The organism is Micromonospora sp. IBHARD003 (assembly GCF_056106285.1).
Window position 1 is genome coordinate 1,693,289 of sequence record NZ_JBWBBX010000001.1, and the last position, 20,734, is coordinate 1,714,022.

Consider the following 20,734-nt stretch of genomic DNA (forward strand, 5'->3'; position numbering starts at 1 on the left):
CGTTCACACTCCCCTGGCAGCCGTGTGTCTGGCCAGCGCCAGTGTGTCGAGCTGGCTGAGCACCTCGATGGTCAGCGCGTAGGCCGTGCCCGGCTGTTCGTCGATGATCTGGCGCGCCCGCCGGAGTTTGACCTCGATGCTCTTCAGTGTGATCCCCCGGGACCCCTCGGCGGTGGAAGTCGGTTCCAGCTGTTCGCTGCCGAGGAGGTGGGTGGCCTCACTGAGCAGATCCCCGGCGAGGATGGAGAGGTCGCCGCTGCGGATGGGCGACTGGGTGTAGAGCTGCCGTGCGGCGACCATGCACTCGGTGACGCGCTCGGTGATGCTCCAGGACAGCGGTCCGGGGCGATCCGGTGAGTCGGGGTAGGTGGCGTGGACGTTGTCCCAGAGCCCGGCGCCCTCTCCGCTCCGCAGCCGGCGCTGCCACATATGGTCGAAGATCCGCTCGGCCAGTCGCAGCAGCCGGTCGTGCGAGGAGACGTTGCGGGACAGGGCGCACAGCTGGATGGTCCGCTTGAGCAGTTGTGCCGAGAAGTCGGCCATCGTCCACTGCATGGGCGGACCGAGGGCCTCGCTGCCCTGCAGGGGCAGTGCGATGCCCGGGTTGTGGAGTGTGACGGCCGGGTCCTTCAGGGTCATACGGCTGGTGATGCGCCCCCGCTCGGCGAGGCGCTCCATGACCCCGACGGTGCGGGTGAGGTCGTCGTCGGTGGCCCGCCGGCGGACGAGGTCATGGACGAGAATGGCACCGACGCAGAGCGAGAAGTACTCCGATTCCAGCCGCTGTCCGGTCGTGCGCCAGGGGATGTCCTCCAGGGGCCAGGCGCCGTCACCGAAGCGGGCGATGCCCGACCAGTACTGCTGGGTGATCTCCCAGCGCAGTCTCAACGCCTCGGCGAGCCGCTGCTGTTCGGTGTTGAGCAGACCGAGGGTGAGGGTGCGCTCGGAGAAGAGGTCCTGGATGCCGTCGAGGGCGACCACGGTGAAGTAGAGGTACGGAACGGGCTTGGCGACGCCGTCGGGCTGCGGCCCGATCGGCTCGGTGGTCTCGACGACGGGCGCGTCCCGCACCAGGCCCCAGGCCCAGCCGCATTCGAAGAGCTGGTTCTCGTCGTTGAGGCCGTCGGCGACATCGACACCGAGGACGAACTGGTCGCGCAGGACCGCGCGCAGGGACTTGAAGCGGCGCTGGAACTGCTGGACGACGATCCGGTCGGATACCTGGCCCTGGCCGATGAGGCGGCAGAGGGTGCGGCCCTGCGGGGCGTCCGCGTCGAAGACGTTGATGGTGAAGGAGCGCAGCAGACTGACCATGGCCGCCGTGAGCCTCGCCTCGGTGGCGGCCCTGAGCTCCTCGGCGAGGGTGCGCACTTCCACGCGCCGGGGCTTGCTGAGATAGACCTTGAGGAATCCGAGCGTGGCGAGGGACAGCGTGATCGACATCGAGAAGGAGTCGACTACGCCCAACTCCCTTTGTTCTTCGGTGAGTTCTTCCTCCGGACGCTGCGGTGCGAAGTAGTGGCCGCCCGCGAAACTGGGCCGCTTGTCGCCTGCGGTGTGCGTGCGCATGAATTCGGCGAGGATCGTGGCGAGCTTCCCCGGAATCTCCAGCCGGCCGCCGACGTCCTTGAGGGTGTCCTGCACATCACGGTCCGTTGTGTCCGGATCGTCCAGGCGGAACGCCGGGATCTCGGTGGCGGGGTACATCAGACAGAGCAGGCGCTCGGCGTCCGCGACGCTGCTGCGCCCGCCCCATTCACCCCAGTCCCATTCACCGTCCTCGAACGAGTGGCGTGCAATGGCCCGCCAGATGTCCAGCAGTTGCTGGCGCGGCTTGATCTGCATCCCCCATACCCCTCGTACTGGTGCCCCGTATAAGAAGAAATTCGACCGCCGGTTCAGACGGTGGTCATGCGGAATTCCGCTTTCCGCAGGCCACGATCATCCCCTTGTATCCGGCCCTGAGGGGGTCGTCCGGAATTCCGATGGAGGAGATCTGAACCTCGCCTTCCACAAAGGGAGCAAGGCTGTTCCGCACATCATCGGCGCCGACACTGCAGGCGGGGAAGAATTCGCCACCCACCGCATACCCCTGGGAGCCCTCCATGAAGGCGGCGGCGAAAGGGGCACCCGGAATCAGGGATTCGGCGAAACGCCGCACGCCCTTGCGGAACTCGTCGAGCGCGGTGGACATCGACTCGGCCACGAAGAACATCGTGCCGATGTGCCAGCGCCGCTCCGGCAGATGGAAGAGGTTGCCCTGCTTGACGTGGGCGGCCAGGCGCAGCGCGGCGCGGGGGTCCTCGACCGCCGCGTAGGGCTTCACCTCGGACAGGACGTCCCAGAACGCGTCCCAGTTCGCCTCGTAGTCGGGCACCTGGTGCTCCAGCCACTGGACGTTGGTGTCGGCCCGTTCGAACAGGGTCATCCCGGTGCACCAGGGCAGCAGGGTGAGGGCGGGATAGAGATTGGCACCCGAGCCGACGTCAATACCTGAATCAGGACGACCCGGGTTCCGCTGAAAGTGATCACAGAAGTAATCACGGACGATGCGAATGATCTCCTCGTCGTCGGAACGCAGCGTGCGATAGTTGTGATCAACGTACGCCTTGGAGTCAAACGAGTTCCAGTCGGCCTCGTCGTTGAGCTCCTGCGGTTTCTCAGACTCGCAGATCGCCGGAGGGACAGTCGGTTTCAGAACCATCTTCCAATGGTAATGGAAAAACACCGTCAGGTCCCGCACTGCGCAAGACTTCCGAAGCACGGGGGGCGCGCCGTTGCGCGGAGCCGTCCGCGGCCCGATCCCGCCTTGAAGGTCCTGCTGGAGCGGGCAATGCTTGATCCGACCACCTCCGCCCGCGGCGCAGCGGGCACCGCACCGGGCCATCCGGCCGTCTCATCCGTACGGGTGAGACGCATCGTTCCCGACCCCTTCGTGAGGGAGTGGCATGAGTCCTCTGCCCGGAGATCGATACCCGTCACCCGCCGCCTCCGCGGTGTTCCCGGCCTCCCGGGCCCGACCGCTGCGGGTGAGACCGGTCACCGAGGACGATCTCACTCCACTGTCGCGGCTCGACCGGGACGTCTTCGCCGAACACGCCTATCCCTTCTTCGTGCTGCGCCAGCTCTACGACGTCTACGGGGAGCAGTTGCTGGTGCTCGACGACGGGGTCGAGCTGCTCGGATACGTCCTGATGGGCACGGCTCCCGACAAGTCCCGCAGCTGGATACTCGGCCTGGGCATCGACCGCCGGTCGCGGGGCCGCGGGCTCGGCCGGTGGCTGATGGCGGAGGCGCTGAAGCGGCTGCGCGCCGAGGGGGTGGGCGAGGTCAGACTGACCGTGGAGCCTGCCAACACCGCCGCCGTCGAGCTCTATGAGTCGATGGGTTTCGACAAACTCGGCTGTCATTGTGACTACTTCGGCCCGGGGGACGACCGGTTGGTCATGGCACTGTCGTTGTGATGCCCGCCGATGCCCGCCCCTCGGGCGTGCATACGGAAATTGGGGGACCTCACGCGGCCAGTGAGCCCGGCATGACCGCCCGGGGCCCGAACCTGGCGCGAGCACGGTCGGCCACGGCCTCGATCCGGCGTGCCTTCTCGTCGACCGGGTCGAAGGAGAGCTGGTGCGTGGCGTGCTCGGCCGGGAACAGCCCCTCGGCGCGCAGGGCGAGGGCGCGGACGCGGGCACGCTGCAGACCGAGTCCGTCGAGCAGCCGGTATGCGGCACCGGTGAGGGACGCGGAGTGGGCGGTCGGCTCGGACAGGACGCGGGACTTGGTGGTCGTGGTGCGGTCGGCGTACCGCACCGTGAGGGTCAGCGAACGGCAGACCTGGCCTTCGGCACGCATCCGGGCACCGAGCTCCTCACTCAGCGAGACCAGGGCGCGGCGACGTCTGACCTGGTCCAGCTCATCGCGGGGGAAGGCACGTTCGGCGGCGAGGGAACGGGCTGCGGCGTTCGGGACGACCCGGGCGCGGTCGATGCCCCGGGCCTTCTCGTACACCTCGCGGCCGGTGCGCGCACCGAGGATGCGCTGCAGTACGGCCAGGGGCGCGGCGGCGAGCCGGTCGACGGTGTCGAGCCCGTACGCGCGCAGGGCGCGGGCGGTCGCCGGGCCGACCCCGTGCAGCGCGGCGGCCGGGCGACCGGCGAGGAACTCCGCGGCGTCGCCCACCGCCAGGGTCGTGCCGGGTCCGGCCTCCCGCGCAGCCATCCTGGCCAGCAGCGGGTTGGGGCCGGCCCCGATGACGCAGTCGGCCCCGTACAGGGCGAGTGCCCTCACCCGTATCACCGCGGCGAGTCCGGCGGCGTCCCGTGCGAAGTACCGCAGTGCGCCCCGCACATCGGCGAGCGCCCCGTCCGGTGGCAGGGCCTCGACCACCGGGGTGAACGCGCCGAGCAGCGCGAGCAGCCCCGCATAGGCGGCCTCGTCCGGCGGGTCTCCGCCGGGCATGCGGAACCGCAGGCACAGGATCGATGGTTCTGCCGTCATCCCGCACTCCCCGGACTCTGGTGCCACAACTTCCTTGTGGCCGCGGTGTCTTCGCCCGCCGGACGGAGGTCCGCCCAGGCGTTCATCTCGTAACCGGTGGACATGCGGATACTGCGGCCGGCAGCCGGAGCACCGGGAACGCCCGCCGCGGCCAGCCGCTCGGCCACCGCGTCGAGCCCCCCTTCGCGGCGTATCTCGATCAGGTCCGCGAGGTTCCAGGCCGCCGAGCCGACCACACTGAGGCTGCGCGGGCCGCGGCGCTGGACCACTCCGCGCACCAGGAGCAGCCAGGAGTGGAAGACGGTGTGCGCGCACGCCTCGTGGCTGTCGTCGAAGAAGGCGAGGTCGACCAGGCCCGTACCGTCGTCCAGGGTGGTGAAGATGACCCGTCGGCCGGAGCGGATCGGCGGGGTCTGGGTGGCCGCCTTGGCACCCGCGACCAGCACGGTGGCGCCGTGCTCGGCGTCGCGCAGCCGTTTCGCGGGGATCGCTCCGAGTTCGTCGAGGAAGGCGTGGTGGTCCGCCATCAGATGGCGGGACGCGTCCATGCCGAGGACGCTCAGCTCGGCACTGAGCCGCTCGGTCGCGTCGAGGTCGGGCAGGCCGACGGACGCGGTGCCGCGGCCGCCGTCCAGCGGAAGCTGACCGCCCCGGCCACCGTGGCCGCCGTGGGACGCCAAGCCCCGCTGGGTACGGTGCAGTTCGGCGATGTGCAGCAGCAGATCGCGGCGGTTGGCGCCGAACGCGTCGAGCGCGCCCACCTGCGCGAGCCGTTCCGCCACGGGCCGCCCGGGGTGCGCACGTTCCCAGAAGTCCAGCAGGGACGCGTACGGCCGGCCCGCCTCGATACGGGCCGCCTCCGCCTCGCTGATGCCGTGGACGTCGGCGAACGCCAGTCGCAGGCCCCACACTTCGCCACCGGAGCCGTCCCGGGAACCACCGGTGCCGGCCCGGGAAGCGGCGGAACCACCGCCCGGACCGCCACCCGGGTCACCATCGACACCACCGGACACCAGTTCGATGTGATGGGCGACCGCCGACCGGTTCACGTCCAGCGGCAGCACCGGCACCCCGCGCCGCCGCGCATCCGCCAGCAGCAGCCGCTTCGGGTACATCCCCGGGTCGTGCGTGAGCAACCCCGCGTAGAAGGCCGCCGGATGGTGGGCCTTGAGCCACGCCGACTGGTACGTCGGTACGGCGAAGGCGACCGCGTGCGCCTTGCAGAAGCCGTAGGAACCGAACGCCTCGATGATCTCCCAGGACCGCGCGATCACTTCGGCCGTGTATCCCTTCCGCTCCGCCCGCTGCGCGAACCACACCTTGATCCGCCCCTGCGACTCGGGATCGGAGAGCCCCCTGCGCACCCGGTCGGCCTCGTCCCTCCCGCATCCCGTCAGGATGTTCACCATCTCGATGATCTGCTCGTGGAAGACGACGACCCCGTAAGTCTCCCCGAGCGGTCCGGCCAGATCCGGATGCGGATAGCGGACCGGCGCACGCCCGTGCCGGGCCTCGATGAACGGCCGCACCATGTCGGCGGCGACCGGCCCGGGCCGGAACAGCGAGATGTCGACGACCAGATCGTGGAAGTCCGCGGGCTGCAGCCTGCCGATGAGATCGCGCTGGCCCGGGGACTCGATCTGGAAGCAGCCCAGCGTCTCGGCCGAGCGGATGAGCCGGTAGGTCGCCGGGTCGTCCGGCACCACCTGCTCCGGGTCGTCCAGGTCGATCCGGCGCCCCGTCGCCCGCTCGACCTCGGCGACCGCATGCGCCATCGCGGACTGCATCCGTACGCCCAGCACATCGAGCTTGAGCAGCCCGAGGTCCTCGACGTCGTCCTTGTCGAACTGCGACATCGGGAAGGGAGTGCCCGCCTCGCCCGGAAGGCTGTGCGGGATCAGGCCGCTGGTCGGCACCACGGGCGTACGCCGGAGCAGCGAGGCGTCCGAGATCAGCACCCCGCACGGATGCATGGCCACGCCGCGCGGCAACGCGTCCAGTCCCTCGACCAGGTCCCAGAGCCTGCCGTGTCTGCCTCCGTCCGGCCGGTACTCCCGTGCCACCTCGCGCAGTTCGGGCAGCTCCTCCAGCGCGGCGCGGGCATCGCGGGCCCGGATGTGCGGGAACGCCTTGGCGAGCCGGTCGATCTCGGCCGGGTCCATGCTCAGTGCCGCGCCCACGTCCCGGATCGCATGCCGCACCCGGTAGGTCTCGGGCATGGCGACGGCGGCGACCCGCTCCTCACCGAAGCGGTCGATGATCGCGCGGTAGACCTCCAGCCGGCGCGCGGACTCGACGTCGATGTCGATGTCGGGCAGCGCGAACCGGCGCTTGGACAGGAAGCGCTCCATCAGCAGGTGCTGCTCGACCGGGTCGGCATGGGCGATGCCGAGCAGATGGTTCACCAGCGATCCCGCCCCGGAGCCGCGCGCGGCGACCCTGATCCCCATCTGCCTTATGTCGTCGACTACCTGAGCGACCGTCAGGAAGTAGGTGGCGTTTCCATGGGCGGCGATGACGTCCAGCTCGGAGTGCATCCGCTCCCAGTAGGTACGGGCACCGGGGATCCGGTCGTACCCGCGCAGCACCATTCCCGCCGCGGCGCGGGAGGCGAGGACGCGCTGCGCTGTACGCCGGCCGGCACCGACGAGATGCGGCTCCGGGTAGTAGGCGTATCCCATGCCCAGATCGCCCTCGGGGTCGACGAGGCACTCGGCGGCGGTCTCCTCGGTGACGGCGAGCAGCCGGTGCGCCGCGTCGCGCCGCCACCCGGCGGCCTCTGCGATCCGCTCGGCCGTGCGGTACATCTCGTCCGCCCCTTTGAGCCAGCGCTCTCCGCCGTCCAGCCCCCTGGCCGGGTCGACCGGCACGAGCCGGCGGGCCGCGTCCAGGACGTCCGCGACCGGGCCCTGGCCGGGGTCCGCGTACCGTACGGCGTTGCTCAGCACGGCCCGGACGCCCTGCTCGGCCGCGAAGGTGACGGTACGGGCGGCGAGCCGCAGCGAGCCGGGTCCGGTGCCCGTGATCCCGTGGTGCACGGCTTCGAGCCGCAGGGTGTCGCCGTAGCGCTCCCGCCAGGGGGCGAGCAGCCGGGCGGCCCGGTCGGGGCGGCCCGCGGCCAGCGCCGCGCCGACCTCGGAGCCGGGGCCGAGCAGCACGGTGACCCCGTCACCGGCATCGCCCAGGGCGTCCCGCTCGAGCACGGGCCGACCGCCGGAGGCCGCGGCATGTGCGGCGGTGATCAGCCGGCAGAGTTCCGCCCAGCCGGCCGCCCCGGCGCGGGCGAGGAAGGTGACCCGCGGAGTCGACTCATCGATGAAAGCCCCGCCACGCACCGGGGTGCGCCGGCGTTCGGCGTGCCCCCGTCCCCCGAGCCTCTCGCGCTCGCCGGCCTCCCCGCGCCCCTCGTATCCGTTGCGCACCTCACTCTGCCCGCCTCGGCCGCCTTGGCTGCCTTCCTTGTGTTCCGGCCCGTGGCCGGGGGCCGCGCGCCCCGGATCTCCCGCCCGTTCCCGTACGGCGAGCTCGGCGCCGAACAACGGGCGCACCCCCGCCTTGGCACAGGCCTTGGCGAAGCGGACGGCCCCCGCGACGGTGTCGCGGTCGGTCAGGGCCAGCGCGCCCATACCCCGCTCGGCGGCGCGCTCGGCCAGCCGCTCCGGGTGCGAGGCCCCGTATCGCACGGAGAACCCGGACGCGGTGTGCAGATGCGTGAAACCGGGCATCCGCACCTCCTGGCTCAATCCGCTCTCACCTCCCCCCTCACCTCCACCATAGACCAAGTTTCGAACATTCGTGCGATGACCGTGGCAGTCACCTCCCACCCACCACACCACCCCCTCCCACCTGCGCGGACGATCCACGGGCGCCCACACAGGGGTGCCATCGGGGGAATGTCGGACCGGACACGTTGGACTCCCTCCACCGGGTGGTACGAGTCGGGGCGTACCGGGAGGTGGTGACGGGCAGATGCCGAGGCGATCCGCCGCGCGGCACGGCAGTGGCCGGCGCCGGCCGCCGCGCACAGTGCTCCGCCCCACCCGCCCGGCGCGCCCCGCTCCGGGCGGCGCACCGGCGGTCACCCCCGCACTGCGCACGGCCGCCGCCTACTCCTGGCGCCTGCTGGCCGTCGGCGCCGTCGTCTACGCGGTCTTCTCGATGCTCGGACGGTTCCACGAACTCACCGTGGCCGTGTTCCTTGGACTCGTCGGCACGGCGATGCTCCGCCCGGTGACGGACCTGATGGCCCGGGTGATGCCACGGCCGCTCGCCGTCACCTGCGCACTGATCGGCAGCGTCATCGTCGTCTTCGGCATCCTGGCGCTGGTCGGTGAGACGGTCGCCAGGGAATGGGACACCCTTCAGCAGGAGTTCGGCGCCGGGATCGGCAGGATCCAGCGCTGGCTGGAGCAACCGCCCTTCAAGCTGGACCCGAAGGCGCTCACGGACATCCAGTCGCGTATCGGACGATTCCTGTCCGAACACCGCACCGCACTGCTCAGCAGGGCCCTCAGTGGCGCCGGGCAGCTGGTGGAGGTGCTGACGACACTCGCACTCGGGCTGTTCTGCTCGGTGTTCTTCCTGCATTCGGGCGACCGGCAGTGGGCCTGGTTCTGCGCCCAGTTGCCGCTGCCCGTCCGGGACCGGACGGCGGTGGCGGGCCGCGCGGCCTGGCGCACCTTCACCGGATACACCCATGGCATCGTGCTGGTGGCGGCGACCAACGCGGTGCTCGTCGGCGTGGCGCTCTACCTCCTCGGTGTGCCGCTCGCCGTACCCCTGGCGCTGCTGGAGTTCTTCGCCGCCTTCATCCCGCTGATCGGTTCCCCCATCGCACTGGCCGTGGCCGCGGTGGTGGCCCTGGCGACCAAGGGCCCGGTCATCACCGCCGCCGTCGTCGCGCTGATCGTGATCATCGGGCAGATCGAAGGGCATGTACTGCACCCGGTCGTGATGGGCTGGGCCGTCCGGCTACACCCGGTGGTCGTGGCGCTCACGGTCGTCGGCGGGGCCATCGCCGCGGGGGTGATCGGTGCGATCGTGGCCGTGCCGCTGGTGTCGGTCCTCTGGGCCGTGCGCCAGGCCCTGCGCCGGACGAACCCACCCAACCCGCCCAACCCACCGAACCGGACGAACCCACCTAACCGGATGGCCCCACCGAGTCCGGCGAACGCCCCGAGCCCGGGCCGCCCCTGAGGGCAACCCGGGCTCGGTATGCGGGCTCGGCATTCCGGGCTCGATTCGCCCCGGAGCCCCGCGGCTCGATCGACCCCTGCGCCGACCGCACCGCAACCTTGCGAGCGCGTCAGCCGATCTCGGCGCCGAGGACCTGGAGCGCCTCGGTGACCGGCTGGAAGAAGGTCTCGCCGCCCGCCTTGCAGTCGCCGCTGCCGCCCGAGGTCAGGCCGATCGCGGACTCGCCCGAGAAGAGGGCGCCGCCGCTGTCGCCGGGCTCCGCACAGACATTGGTCTGGATGAGGCCGTTGACGACCTGGCCGTCGCCGTAGTTCACGGTCGCGTCGAGGCCGGTCACCTCGCCCTCGTGGACCTGGGTGGTGGAGCCGCTGCGGGACACCTTCATACCCACCGTCGCCTCGGCCGCCTGGGTGATCTTCTGCGTGCTGCCGTTGTAGAGGTTCACGGCGCTCGGGTGCTCGGTGTCACCGCTGTACTTGACGAGGGCGAAGTCGTTCTCCGGGAACTGCGAGTCGACCATCGAGCCGATGGCCGGTCCGTCCGCGGAATCGGACCACTCGGTACCGGCCTTGCCGCAGTGGCCGGCCGTGATGAAGTGCGGCGCACCGTCCTTCACGACGTTGAAGCCGAGCGAGCAGCGTCCGCCACCGTTGTGGATGGCGTCACCGCCGGCGACGAACGGCTTGAACTCCCCGGCCGACTTCTTCAGTTCCGCCTTCTCGCCAAGGCCCTTCACGACCGTCTGGAGCTTGGTCCACTCGGCGCCCTCGACCGTACGGTCGGCGGTGACGACCACCTTGTTGGTCACCGGGTCGGTGGCCCACGACGTACCGGGGATGGAGGCCCGGTCGGTCAGCGCCTTCCGGGCGGACTTCAGCTCGGCCAGGGTGTTCTGGACGACTCTGGCCTTGCCGCCCGCCTCGCGCACGGCTTCGGCCGCTTCCTCGTCGACCACGTTCATCACGAGGGCCTTGGCCTTCGCGTCGTAGTACGCGCCCGCCGCGTCGCCACCCAGGTCCTGCCCCAGCGTCGAGGCAAGCTTTCCGGCCGCCGTCGCCGTCAGGGTCTTGATCGTGGGCTGCGAGGATTCCTCACTGGCGTTCGCAGTCTGGAAGGTGATTCCAGCGGCGACGAGTGCGACGACGGCTCCGCCGGCCATCGTCGCGCGCTTCCTGGATATGCGCCGGTGCTTCAACATCGACCTCCTGTGGGGGACCGTCTGCGGGCAAGTGGGGTGACCGCACACGGAGGATGAGGCGCCCACTATTCCGAGACTGGCCGGTAACACACAAGGTCGGCTTCAGGACGGGCACACGACCGACCGAACCCGTTCCTCGTTCGTTCACAACCCCCGACCACCACCACCAGTTCCGTCTGCGAACACCCGTTGCAATCGTTTGGTGGGCGGCCTGTGAGGACTAGTCCTGTCTTGTTTTCGACGCTGTCCGTCCCTCCGTTTCCGGCCGGCTGATGGGTAATCACCACGAGGGATGGGAATGCCAGGACAGTATGGCTGCACACAGCACATACGGCCCGATACACGGACCGACGGGCCCATAGCGTGAAGGAGGCGGGGGGTTGCGACGTCGCATGCGCGCGTCGGACGGGCGGCATCTGATGGTGGAACGCATCGGGGATCCGCGGGGCAGGCCCGTCTTCCTGCTGCACGGCACCCCGGGCAGCAGGCTGGGTCCGGCTCCGCGGGGCATGGTGCTGTACCAGCGCGGGATGCAGCTGATCGCCTACGACCGTCCCGGCTACGGAGGATCCGACCGGCTGCGGGGCCGCAGTGTGGCCGATGTCGCCGAGGACGTACGGGCGATCGCCGACACTCTGGGGCTCGACCGCTTCGCCGTGGTGGGCCGTTCGGGGGGTGCACCGCACGCCCTGGCCTGCGCGGCGCTGATCCCCGAGCGGGTCACCAGGGCGGCGGCCCTCGTCACCCTGGCACCACGGGACGCCGACGGTCTCGACTGGTTCGAGGGCATGGCCGCGTCCAACGTCCTCGAGTACTCGACGGCCAGCGCCGACCCGGACCGGCTCACGGCGCGCTTCATCATGCGCTCCGATGAGATCCGCAGGGACCCGGTCAAGCTGCTCGACGATCTGCGCCGGGAACTGACCGACTCCGACCGGATGGTGGTCGCGGACGCCGGCGTCCGGACGATGCTGCTGCGCAACTACCAGGAAGCACTGCGCACTTCGGCGTACGGCTGGATCGACGACGCCCTTGCCTTCTGCAGCCCATGGGGATTCGAGCCCGCCGAGATCAAGCCACCCGTGCTGCTCTGGCACGGCGAGAAGGACGTCTTCTCACCGGTCGGCCACTCCCGCTGGCTAGCCCAGCGCATTCCGGGCGCCACGGCCGTACTGGAACCGACCGCCGCGCACTTCGACGCGCTGCACGCCCTGCCCGGGATCCTCACCTGGCTGCTGGAGCCGGACCGCTGACAGACCCCTCGCTCCGTACGGCGTGCTCGCGGAGTCTCGCTCCACAGGGTGCTCCCGAGGCCAGGCCAGGTCCTTTCCGGGTGCTCCATGAGCGAGATCCTGCCCGGCGAGAACCGCTCGGAGCCTGATCCGAACGGTCCCCCGCTCTGCCGGGCCCGTACGAAGGGGCCCGGCAGAGCGAGACGACCACCCGCGGTCACACCGCGAGCGGCTCCAGATCGCGATGGATCCGCCGCTCGTCCCTGGCGATGCGTGTCATGTTGTGGTCGTCACCGAGCAGCCTGCCCAGTTCCTCCACGGTCTCCGCCCGCAGTACCGCCGCCTCGTCCTTGCGTCCGAGCGCACCGAGCGTCACGGACATGTTGGAGGCGACGGCCAGCGTCTCCGGATGGTGGACGCCCAGGACCTCGCGGAGCTTCATGACCGCACGCCGCTCGGTCTCCAGCGCCGCCTCCAGCTCACCCTGGTCGGCACGGGCGTTGGCGAGGTTGACGGTGCAGAACACGGTGTGCGGATGAGCGCTCCCGAGGATGTCGGTCATCCTCCTGATCGTGGGCTGGAGGACCTGCTCCGCGAGCTCGGGTGCACCGCAGCCCCAGTGGTAGATGCCGAGGTTGTTGATCGCGGCGAGGGTGTACGGGTGCTTCTCGCCCGGCACCTCGATGTACTGGTCGACGACCTCCTGTGCCAGATCCCTGGCCGCGACCGGCTCCCCGGCCGCGAACAGGTCCGCCGCCAGGTTCAGATCGCAGGCCAGTGAGTCGGGGTGGGCGTAGGTGTACTTCGCTCGGTAACGGTTGCGGGTGGCCGTGGTGAGCCGGCGCGCGTCCTCGAGCCGGCCCGCCCTGCGCAGCGACACGGCGAGGCTCTTGGCCGCCGCCAGGGTGCCGGGGAAGGCCCGGCCGAGGGTCTCCTTGTAGCTCTCGTAGGTGCGCGACAGCAACGCCACCGAGTCCTCGTACCGCCCGACCTCGCGCAGATCACGGGCGAGCGAGGTGGCCGACGAGAGGGTGTACGGGTGCTCGGGGCCGAGCACCTCGGTCCGCCGGTCGAAGACGTCCTGGTCGATCTCGCGGGCACGCGCGTACTGGCCCACCATGCGCAGATTCAGCGCGAGGTTGTTGGCGGCGGCCAGGGTGCGCGGGTGGGATTCGTGGAAGATCTGGCTGAAGCCCTCGTGCGCCGCTGTGGCCAGCTCCATCGCCTTGCCGTACTGGCCGACCGCGCCCAGGTCCATCGCGAGCCCGGAGGTGGTCATGTACGTGTGCGGATGGGAGGCGCCGAGCACGGCCGTCTGCCGCTCCAGGGTCACCTCGTCCAGCTCCCTCGCCTCCACGTAACGCCCCTGCGAGCGCAGGATGTTGGAGAGGTGGAAGCGGAGGTACAGATACTGCAGATCGTCGTTGCCGAGCATCTCGCGCCAGGCGTCCCGCAGGTCCTCGGCGAGCTCTCCGGCGGTCTGCCAGTCGCCGCGCTTCCACAGGTAGCGCACACGGTCGATGAGCAGCCGGCGGGTCTCGGGCTCCTTGCAGTACCGCGCCTCGGAGGGGCCGAGGTGGGGCCAGATGGTGCCGAACCGCGACCAGGTCTCGGGGTTGTCGATCGGCTCGTCGTCGTCGGGACGCGCCCCGGCGAGGATCCGGTGGACGGCGTGGCGCGCGTCCATCTGCTCCTCCTCGGTCAGCTGGGCCCGGATGACGGCCTGCACCAGCCGGTGGACCTGGATGGAGTTGGAGACCTGGTCGACCTTGGCGAGGGCGAACCGGCCGATCTCCCGGATGACCCTGCCGAGGACGAGCTTCTCCTGGAGGGAGGCGTCGTAGGGCTTGAGGGCTTCGATCATCTCCTTGCTGTAGAGGAGGTTCGCGGAGATCGGCTCGGGCGCGAAGAAGGCGCACAGCTGCAGGAGCCGTACGGCGGCGGGTGAGCGTTCCTTGAGTCGCTCGATGGAGACGTTCCAGGTCGCGGCGACCGGCTCGGGGTAGCCGGCCGGCTGGTTGAGCGCGAGGACGCTCGAAGCCTGCTGGCCCAGCTGCTCCAGATAGGCGGTCACGGGCGTCGCGGTCTCCGCGATCCAGGCCGCTGCCTGTTCGACGGCGAGCGGCAGGTCGCCCACCGCGCTGGCGACCTGGTCGGCGTCCTGGATGGTCAGTCCGGGAGCCCGGCGCTGGAGGTGCTCGATGGACTCCTCTCGCAGGAACACGTCCACGGGCAGTGCGTCACCGTACTGGGACCAGGTCTGGTTCCTGGAGGTGACCAGGATGTGTCCGCCGGTCGGGAAGAACCGCTTGAGCTGCTCGGGATCGTCGGCGTTGTCGAAGACCAGCAGCCAGCGGGAGGTCGGCACACCGCGCCGCAGCAGATCCACGGCCTCCTGGGAGGCTGCCGCCATGTCCTCGCCGCCCTGCGCGCCGAGCCGGATGGCCAGTTCGGCGAGCCCGGCCACGACGTCGTCGATCTGCTCGGACGAGATCCACCACACCAGGTCGTAGTCGGCCATGAACCGGTGCACGTACTCCAGCGCGACCTGGGTCTTGCCGACCCCACCGAGTCCGTAGAGCGTCTGCGGCTGCGGGAGGACGACGGCCATGCCGCCGCCGAGCTGGTCGCGCATCCGCTCCAGGACGACGGAGCGGCCGGTGAATCCGGGGTTGCGGGGCGGCGCGTTCCAGATCTTGGGCACGGTGCCCGGAAAACGCGGCCCGGGTGAGACCCCGTCGACGACCTGCACCGGACGGTCGAGCGCACGCAGCAGCGCCGTGGTCGCGTGCACCTCGTCGAGCCGGAACAGGTCCACGGGGTTGCGGTCGATGTAGGGCGTCGTCAGGCGTACGTCGCCGACGCGCAGCGGCAGCAGATGGCGCCGTCCGCCGCCGGGATCCTCGGACGCGGCGCGCTCCCACACCTCCACCGCCCGCGCGGACTTGAGGTAGGCGCTGGAGAGCAGCACCACGGTGCGTGCCGCGGTCTCGGCGACCTGGGCGACGCCGTCGTCCTGGGAGGGTTCCGCGGAGACGTCGCGCGGTACGACACGGAAGCCGGCCCTGGTGAGGACGGACTCGATCCAGTCGGCCCACATCCGGTTCTCGGCGACGTAGCTGAGGAAGAGATCGGCGGGCAGCGCGGGGCGCCGTCGGGTGAAGGCGTCCCTGATCCGCAGCCTGACCTCCTCGCCGACCGCGGGCATGGAGGTGACCTGCCCCTCGGTGACGACGGAGGTGAGGCGTTCGAAGGCGGAGAGCAGGGAGTTGGTGAGCCCCGCCTCGTCGCCGAAGGTCGCGAGGGTCTCCTCGTAGGCGTAGTAGGGGCGGTACGGAATCTCCACCGCGCCCCAGTACGAGGTGAGTTCGTCGCCCGACAGACCGGTCGGGAAGCGGTCGAACTTCAGCCGGGCGAGGGCCCGTCCGGCGTCCGCCTTCTCCTTCTCGCCCTCGTCGATGCGCATCGGGACGGGGAGGATCCGGATACCCCGGCCGCCGTAGCGCTCGTCGATCTGGCGGGCGACCGCGGCGGCACCGTCGATGGACTGGTCGCTCAGGGTGAAGCAGTCGACCAGGACGTCGGGCAGATGGACGGTGCAGATGTCGGCGATGTCGCTGAGACCAGTGCGGCTGTCGATCAGGACGTAGTCGTAGTTGGCCTTCATGTCGTCGCGCAGTGCGTCGAAGAAGTGCCCGCCGCCGAGACGGTCGTAGAAGTTGTCCCAGTCGAAGGTGGAGACCGTCGCCGAGTACTCGCGGTTCTGCTTGCCGGCGGAGACGAAGTCGAGAGTGCCGCCTGCGGGGAACTCCCAGCCCAGGTTCTCCGGTGTCAGGGACACGGCGTGCGGCTGGATGCGCGCGTAGTCGCGGTGCCAGTCGTCGGGGCGCTGGACGGGGCTGGTCGCGGCCCAGGCGTACTCGGTGATCAGGTCGATGACACCGGTGGTGGCGCCGAGCGTGGACGGGTCGAGGAAGGGGTGGAAGAACTTGTGCAGACCGGGTGCCTCCAGGTCCCAGTCGACGGCGAGGACCCTTTTGCCGTTGGCGGCGAGTATCCAGGCCGTGTTGGCCATGGCCATCGTCCTGCCGGTGCCTCCTTTGTACGAGTAGAAGGTGACGATGCGTCCGTCACGACTGGCTGTCATCCGGGTCCTCCGCATCGGGCGCACGGTCGAGCATGTCGGGAATGAACTGGGTGGTGGCGTACTCGGCGGCCATCGGACCGCGCAGCCGGGGGCGTTCGGTGTGACTGCCGCCGGCCGGTGGATAGACCTGTGCGTGTCTCAGGTACTGCTGGGCGGCCGCCTCCACCACCTGGGGCAGGATCTGGCCGAAGGCCTCCATGCTGGGGACCCCTCGGGCGGCGGCGCGGCAGGCGGCACGGCCCTGGCTCAGCTTGGTCGGCAGGGTCTCCTCCAGTTTGGCGGTCAGTTCGCCGTCGGCGGCCCGGCTCTGGTGGTCGTCGCGGTTCCAGGGGACGACGACACTCACCCAGGGACGGTGCTCGGCGTCGAACGCCGCGAGCCGGGACCGCCGCTCCTCGTCCTCAAGGGCCCAGCGGTCGATGATCAGCAACTCGGGCTGTGTCGGCGGCTGTTTGGCGTCGAGCGGTGCCGCGTCATGGTCGAACGACGAGATGGTGGCCTGGTAGTTGAGGGAGCGGACCAGGTCCTGCGCCACGTACGCGAGGGGCCTGGCGGATTCCGGGTGGTACGGGTTCCAGTCCTGCGGCATGTCGCCGTAGTACGCGGGGTCGCGGCCCTCCGGCACATCGTGCCGGGTGGGGGCGGCGATGGTGACCCTGATGGGGCGGGGGCCGCTGCTGCGGGGTTCGGACGGCCGCGGTGTGCCGAAGGCACTCGGGGCCTGCCGGTAGTCGAGCGGCCGGCTGGGGCCGACTCCTGCGGTGTCCGCCACACTGACGATGCGTTTGGCGAGTTCGTAGACCGCGCGCTCGTACTCCTCGGCGAATATCCGGAGTTTGATGAGGCCGTAGAGGCCGTCGGTGACATAGCGGTCGCCGAAGGCACGGTGGTTGAACTGCAACCGCTCGGCCGGGCCCGGGAGTTGCTCCGGCGGCATCGGCACCCACAGCGCCGGCACGATGGCCTCGGCGGGCCGGTTGCTCTTGGCCTGGTGGTAGATGGCCCGCTGGGCGAACGCGTACCACTCCTTGCCGCACATCTCACTGGCGAAATAGCGGGGCGAGAACAGCGGTACGAAGACACGGCAGGTGGCGAGCACTTCGCCGAGCCGCTCCGACCAGCCCTCGCCCGAGCGTATCTCCCGGTCCATGAAACCGGCCGGCGCACCCGCCGGAAGATCCGTCATGGCCATCACATGGCCACACAGATCACGGAAGAGACGCTCGACCCACATATCGGGATCGGGCCCCCCGGGTCCGTACCGCGGTGTATGCGCATAGCTAAGGAAGAAGTACGGCCGATGGTCCGCCGCTCGCTGCTGCGATGACGCGTGCACACGACCCCCGTCCTGGTCCTGTGTGAACACCCGCACTCTGACGACTGATGGAGTGCGAGCGAATTAATCATTCCGGAGCTGACCGTGCTCCATCCCCTCACCGTCAGTCAATCAACGCCGCTTTTCGGTCATCCACGCGACAGCGTGGTCGACGGCGTCATTGATCGAGAACAATCGTGCGATCGTTCCTCCCAGTTGTCCGTTCTGCACCCGACTTACATCGAACGCATCTCCGATACTTTCGAAATCGCTGTCGTCCAGTGAAACGTCCTTGTATTCCGTCCATTCAGGTCCGTCCGGACCGCGCACCACACAGCGATAGCTGCGCAGCTGCGCACCGGTCCGGTACTCGGCCAGATGAAAGGCCGTACAGGCGGAGAACCCCACGTTGATCATCAGTACCCGCGCCCGTGCCCGGTACAGCTCCGCCAGCGGTGAATCCTCACCGAAATGCGATTCCAGTGGATGCGAGGCGAGAAGCTCGGCCGCCCGCCGTCCCAGGGCGGCGAAGGACACCTGCGGATGCGTACTGCGGACGGCACCCCTCGTGGCCCGAACGGACTCGGCCAATCGGCCCACATCCGTGGAGGTCGTCGTGGTGGGGTCGAAGGCCGGCATAGTGGCCCGGAAGGCCGCCGCCTGAGTGGGTGTCATACCTGCCACGCGGCGCAGATGGGCGGTGGACGTGTCCGAGTTGTCCGCGGTGAACGCGGGCACGACCACGGTGCCCTCCGGGCCCACCGCCGTCAGCAGTGCCTCTCGCAGGGCACCGGCGTCCAGCCCGGTACCGCCGAGTGCGGCGTGGACGAGGACCACGTCCCCCGTCGCGAGCCCCAACTCCCTGAGGTCGTACGCAAGCCCGGTCCGCTCATCCACGGCATAGGTCACGGTCAGCCTCTTCCCCCAGCTGCGCCAGCAGGCGTTTCCCGCCGACGGTCAGTTCAGCGGCGTGCTCCAGGGTCGCGAGCGCCCGCAGGGCCTGCTCGGCGGCGTCCGGGACGAACGCGCCGAGACCTGCCCGTTCATACGCGCCGGCCAGCAGCTCGGACACCGGGACGGGCGCGTCCGTCCATGGGGCCTGATGCGTCCACCAGCCGTCCTCGGTATAGAGGTCGGTGACCTCGCGCAGAGCCTGCAGCCGGGCCCTGCGGTAGCCGCGCAGCAGCGCGAGCGCCAGCTGCGGGACGTCCGCGCGCAGGGGCAGCCCGAGGGCACCGAGGCCGTGCCGGCCGACCGAGGGCCCACCTCCGGCCAGCGGCGTGAGCGTGGACAGGGTCCGGGAGACGTCCCGGGCCTGCTCCGGTGTGCGCTCCCGCAGCAGACCCCAGGCCCCCGCGAGCCTGCCGGTCCAGTCGGCCGCCTCGGCGAGGCCGAGTCCGGGCAGGACGGGTACGCCGAAGCAGTCCCGGTACGGGTCGAGATCGTCGATCGCGAGGTCCGGGGCCCCGTCCCGGCCGAGCCGGCGCACCGGCCGCCAGCCGGCGGTGGGCTCTGCGGGGCGGACGATCCGGCGCTCGACGCCGGCGGCCCTCACCAGAAAGCCCTTCTCGACGGGGCGGACCTGCGCCGTACCGCGCTCCTCCGCGCCGGTCAGACGCAGTTCCCCGAGCGTCGGAAGGTGCAGGGTGCCGTGCTCGTAGGGCACGGTGACGGACTGGTCGGGACCGCCCCGTACGACAGCGGCCGCGACCGATGCGGACAGCCGGGCGGCCGGGGCGGTGACGGCGCCCGGGCGCTGCTGCTCGAGGGCGTCCAGGGCCTCGTGCAGCCAGCTGGCCGTGTACGGGTGGGCCAGCACCTCGTCGAAACCGAACCCGTCGGAGTGCTCCAGGGCTTCGGTGAGTTCCCAGGCGCGGGCCCAGTCCTCACCGCCGCGTCCGGCCAGTGCGTCGTGGAGCCCCGCGAGCAGCAGCCAGGTGAGCTCGTGCTGCTCGGTGCCGAGGGCCGCGGTGTCCGTCACCGCGGGCGACACGGACCGGGCCGCGGTGCGCAGCTCGATACCGCGGACGAGCGCCTCCAGGTCGGTGCAGTACACCGAGGGGTTGTCGAAGTCCGTGCCGCTGCGGTACCGGTGCGTGTAGAGGCCGCCGCCGCAGGAGCGGACGACGGGGCACCGGCGGCAGGTCTCGCTGACACCGGCCAGTTCGAGTTGGCGCGCACGGATGCCGGGATGGGCCGCGACCTCGTCCAGGGTGTGGTCGAACACGGTGAACCCGGTGGCCGCTGCACCCTCGTAGGCGCTCTTGAGCGAGTCGACCTGCTCCAGGGCGCCGTCGGTCTCCACCACGACGAGGTCGGTGGGCGCGAGGCCGAGCGACTCGGTGAGGCTCGGCCCTCCGGTGAGCGTGGACAGGACCGATTCGAACAGCCGCACAGGTACCCGCCTGCCCTGGCGGTCCCAGCGGTCGAAGACCGTGAGGATCCAGTCGGCGTAGGCCGTCGGCGAGCCGTCGGGCCGCGGGGGCGGTTCGTCCCAGGTGGCGTGCGGCAGCAGGAAGTCGATGCGCGGTGGATCGAGCTCCATGAGCGCGTCGTACACGGCGACGGGGTCGTTCTCCACGTCGATCGTGCAGAGCAGGCCGAGGTCGAGATGGCGGTAGCGGTCCTGGTGCAGCAGTTCCACGGCTCTGAGGACCAGGGGGTGGCTGCTGCGGCCGTCCGCGAAGCGGCGATGGCGGTCGTTGGCCGTCTTGTCACCGTCGAGGGAGATGCCGACCCTGACGCGGTATTCGTCGAAGAGGTCGAGATAGCGGGGGCTGAGCTGGAGCCCGTTGGTGTGGATCCTCAGATCGAGCGCGGCGACGCCGTCGAGGGCGGAGGTCAGCTCCTCGCAGATCCGTCGTAGCCGGGCGGGGCCGGCCAGCAATGGCTCCCCTCCGTGCAGGATCACTGACACGGAGGGCAATGCATGGGTCCTTGCATGCTCGGCCAGTCGCCGAGCTGTCCGGACGATCGCGTCGTCAGAGATTGCCTTAGGGCGTGTACGCCAGCTCTGATCTGCGTGTTCATAGATGTAACAGTGGTCGCATGCGAGATCGCACCTGCTGTGCACCTTGAGAACGATCTCGCGGAATGGGACCAGCGGTCCTGTCATTCCACCAGTCTAGGGTCAGGCGGGGAGCCTGGAG

12 protein-coding genes are annotated in these 20,734 nt (G+C 70.2%); 3 read left to right on the top strand and 9 right to left on the bottom strand.

From position 1 onward, the window contains the following. Positions 1–3: 3 nt before the first annotated feature. Both ACTWOL_RS07465 and ACTWOL_RS07470 read right to left on the bottom strand, forming a co-directional pair. Positions 4–1,845: an SCO2524 family protein gene (locus tag ACTWOL_RS07465; RefSeq protein WP_474295612.1), complete on the bottom strand. Its 1,842-nt coding sequence runs from the start codon at positions 1,843–1,845 to the stop codon at positions 4–6. 64 nt (positions 1,846–1,909) lie between these two features. Next, complete coding sequence (locus tag ACTWOL_RS07470; RefSeq protein ID WP_474295615.1) at positions 1,910–2,743, bottom strand: SCO2525 family SAM-dependent methyltransferase; 834 nt, start codon at positions 2,741–2,743, stop codon at positions 1,910–1,912. A gap of 205 nt (positions 2,744–2,948) precedes the next feature. On the opposite strand from ACTWOL_RS07470, the gene ACTWOL_RS07475 reads away from it, so the two are divergent. Next, positions 2,949–3,464, top strand: coding sequence for a GNAT family N-acetyltransferase (locus ACTWOL_RS07475; protein WP_474295617.1), 516 nt, complete (start codon positions 2,949–2,951; stop codon positions 3,462–3,464). Between the two features lie 49 nt (positions 3,465–3,513). Here the strand turns inward: ACTWOL_RS07475 and ACTWOL_RS07480 are convergent, their stop codons facing one another. Further along, a complete protein-coding gene (locus tag ACTWOL_RS07480) occupies positions 3,514–4,497 on the bottom strand; it encodes a DNA polymerase Y family protein (protein WP_474295619.1) in 984 nt (327 codons plus the stop codon). Then, the gene (locus ACTWOL_RS07485; protein WP_474295621.1) at positions 4,494–8,222 is read right to left on the bottom strand and encodes a DNA polymerase III subunit alpha; all 3,729 of its coding nucleotides are present in this window, start codon (positions 8,220–8,222) and stop codon (positions 4,494–4,496) included. Before ACTWOL_RS07485 ends, ACTWOL_RS07480 begins: the two co-directional genes overlap by 4 nt. Before the next feature lie 244 nt (positions 8,223–8,466). Here ACTWOL_RS07485 and ACTWOL_RS07490 point away from each other — a divergent pair, with 244 nt between their 5' ends. After that, positions 8,467–9,693, top strand: a complete 1,227-nt coding sequence (locus ACTWOL_RS07490; protein ID WP_474295624.1) for an AI-2E family transporter — start codon at positions 8,467–8,469, stop codon at positions 9,691–9,693. Between the two features lie 109 nt (positions 9,694–9,802). On the opposite strand, the gene ACTWOL_RS07495 is transcribed toward ACTWOL_RS07490, so the two are convergent. Continuing rightward, on the bottom strand, positions 9,803–10,891 hold the full coding sequence (locus ACTWOL_RS07495) for a S1 family peptidase (RefSeq protein WP_474295626.1): 1,089 nt from the start codon (positions 10,889–10,891) through the stop codon (positions 9,803–9,805). Between the two features lie 380 nt (positions 10,892–11,271). Between ACTWOL_RS07495 and ACTWOL_RS07500 the strand changes: the two genes are divergently transcribed. Next, positions 11,272–12,144, top strand: a complete 873-nt coding sequence (locus ACTWOL_RS07500) for an alpha/beta fold hydrolase (protein WP_474295628.1) — start codon at positions 11,272–11,274, stop codon at positions 12,142–12,144. A 196-nt stretch (positions 12,145–12,340) separates the two neighbouring features. On the opposite strand, the gene fxsT is transcribed toward ACTWOL_RS07500, so the two are convergent. From fxsT to fxsBH, 4 genes are all read right to left on the bottom strand, one after another. Next, on the bottom strand, positions 12,341–16,270 hold the full coding sequence (gene fxsT / locus ACTWOL_RS07505) for an FxSxx-COOH system tetratricopeptide repeat protein (protein ID WP_474295630.1): 3,930 nt from the start codon (positions 16,268–16,270) through the stop codon (positions 12,341–12,343). Then, on the bottom strand, positions 16,254–17,642 hold the full coding sequence (gene fsxC / locus ACTWOL_RS07510; protein ID WP_474295632.1) for an FxsC protein: 1,389 nt from the start codon (positions 17,640–17,642) through the stop codon (positions 16,254–16,256). The genes fxsT and fsxC overlap by 17 nt, the downstream gene beginning before the upstream one ends. A 75-nt stretch (positions 17,643–17,717) precedes the next feature. Next, positions 17,718–18,494, bottom strand: coding sequence for an AAC(3) family N-acetyltransferase (locus tag ACTWOL_RS07515; RefSeq protein WP_474295634.1), 777 nt, complete (start codon positions 18,492–18,494; stop codon positions 17,718–17,720). Beyond that, positions 18,475–20,700 carry a radical SAM/SPASM protein FxsBH, inactivated beta-hydroxylase extension form gene (gene fxsBH / locus ACTWOL_RS07520; protein ID WP_474295636.1) on the bottom strand — a complete coding sequence of 742 codons (2,226 nt, stop codon included), beginning with the start codon at positions 20,698–20,700 and terminating at the stop codon, positions 18,475–18,477. The genes ACTWOL_RS07515 and fxsBH overlap by 20 nt, the downstream gene beginning before the upstream one ends. Positions 20,701–20,734: the final 34 nt, after the last annotated feature.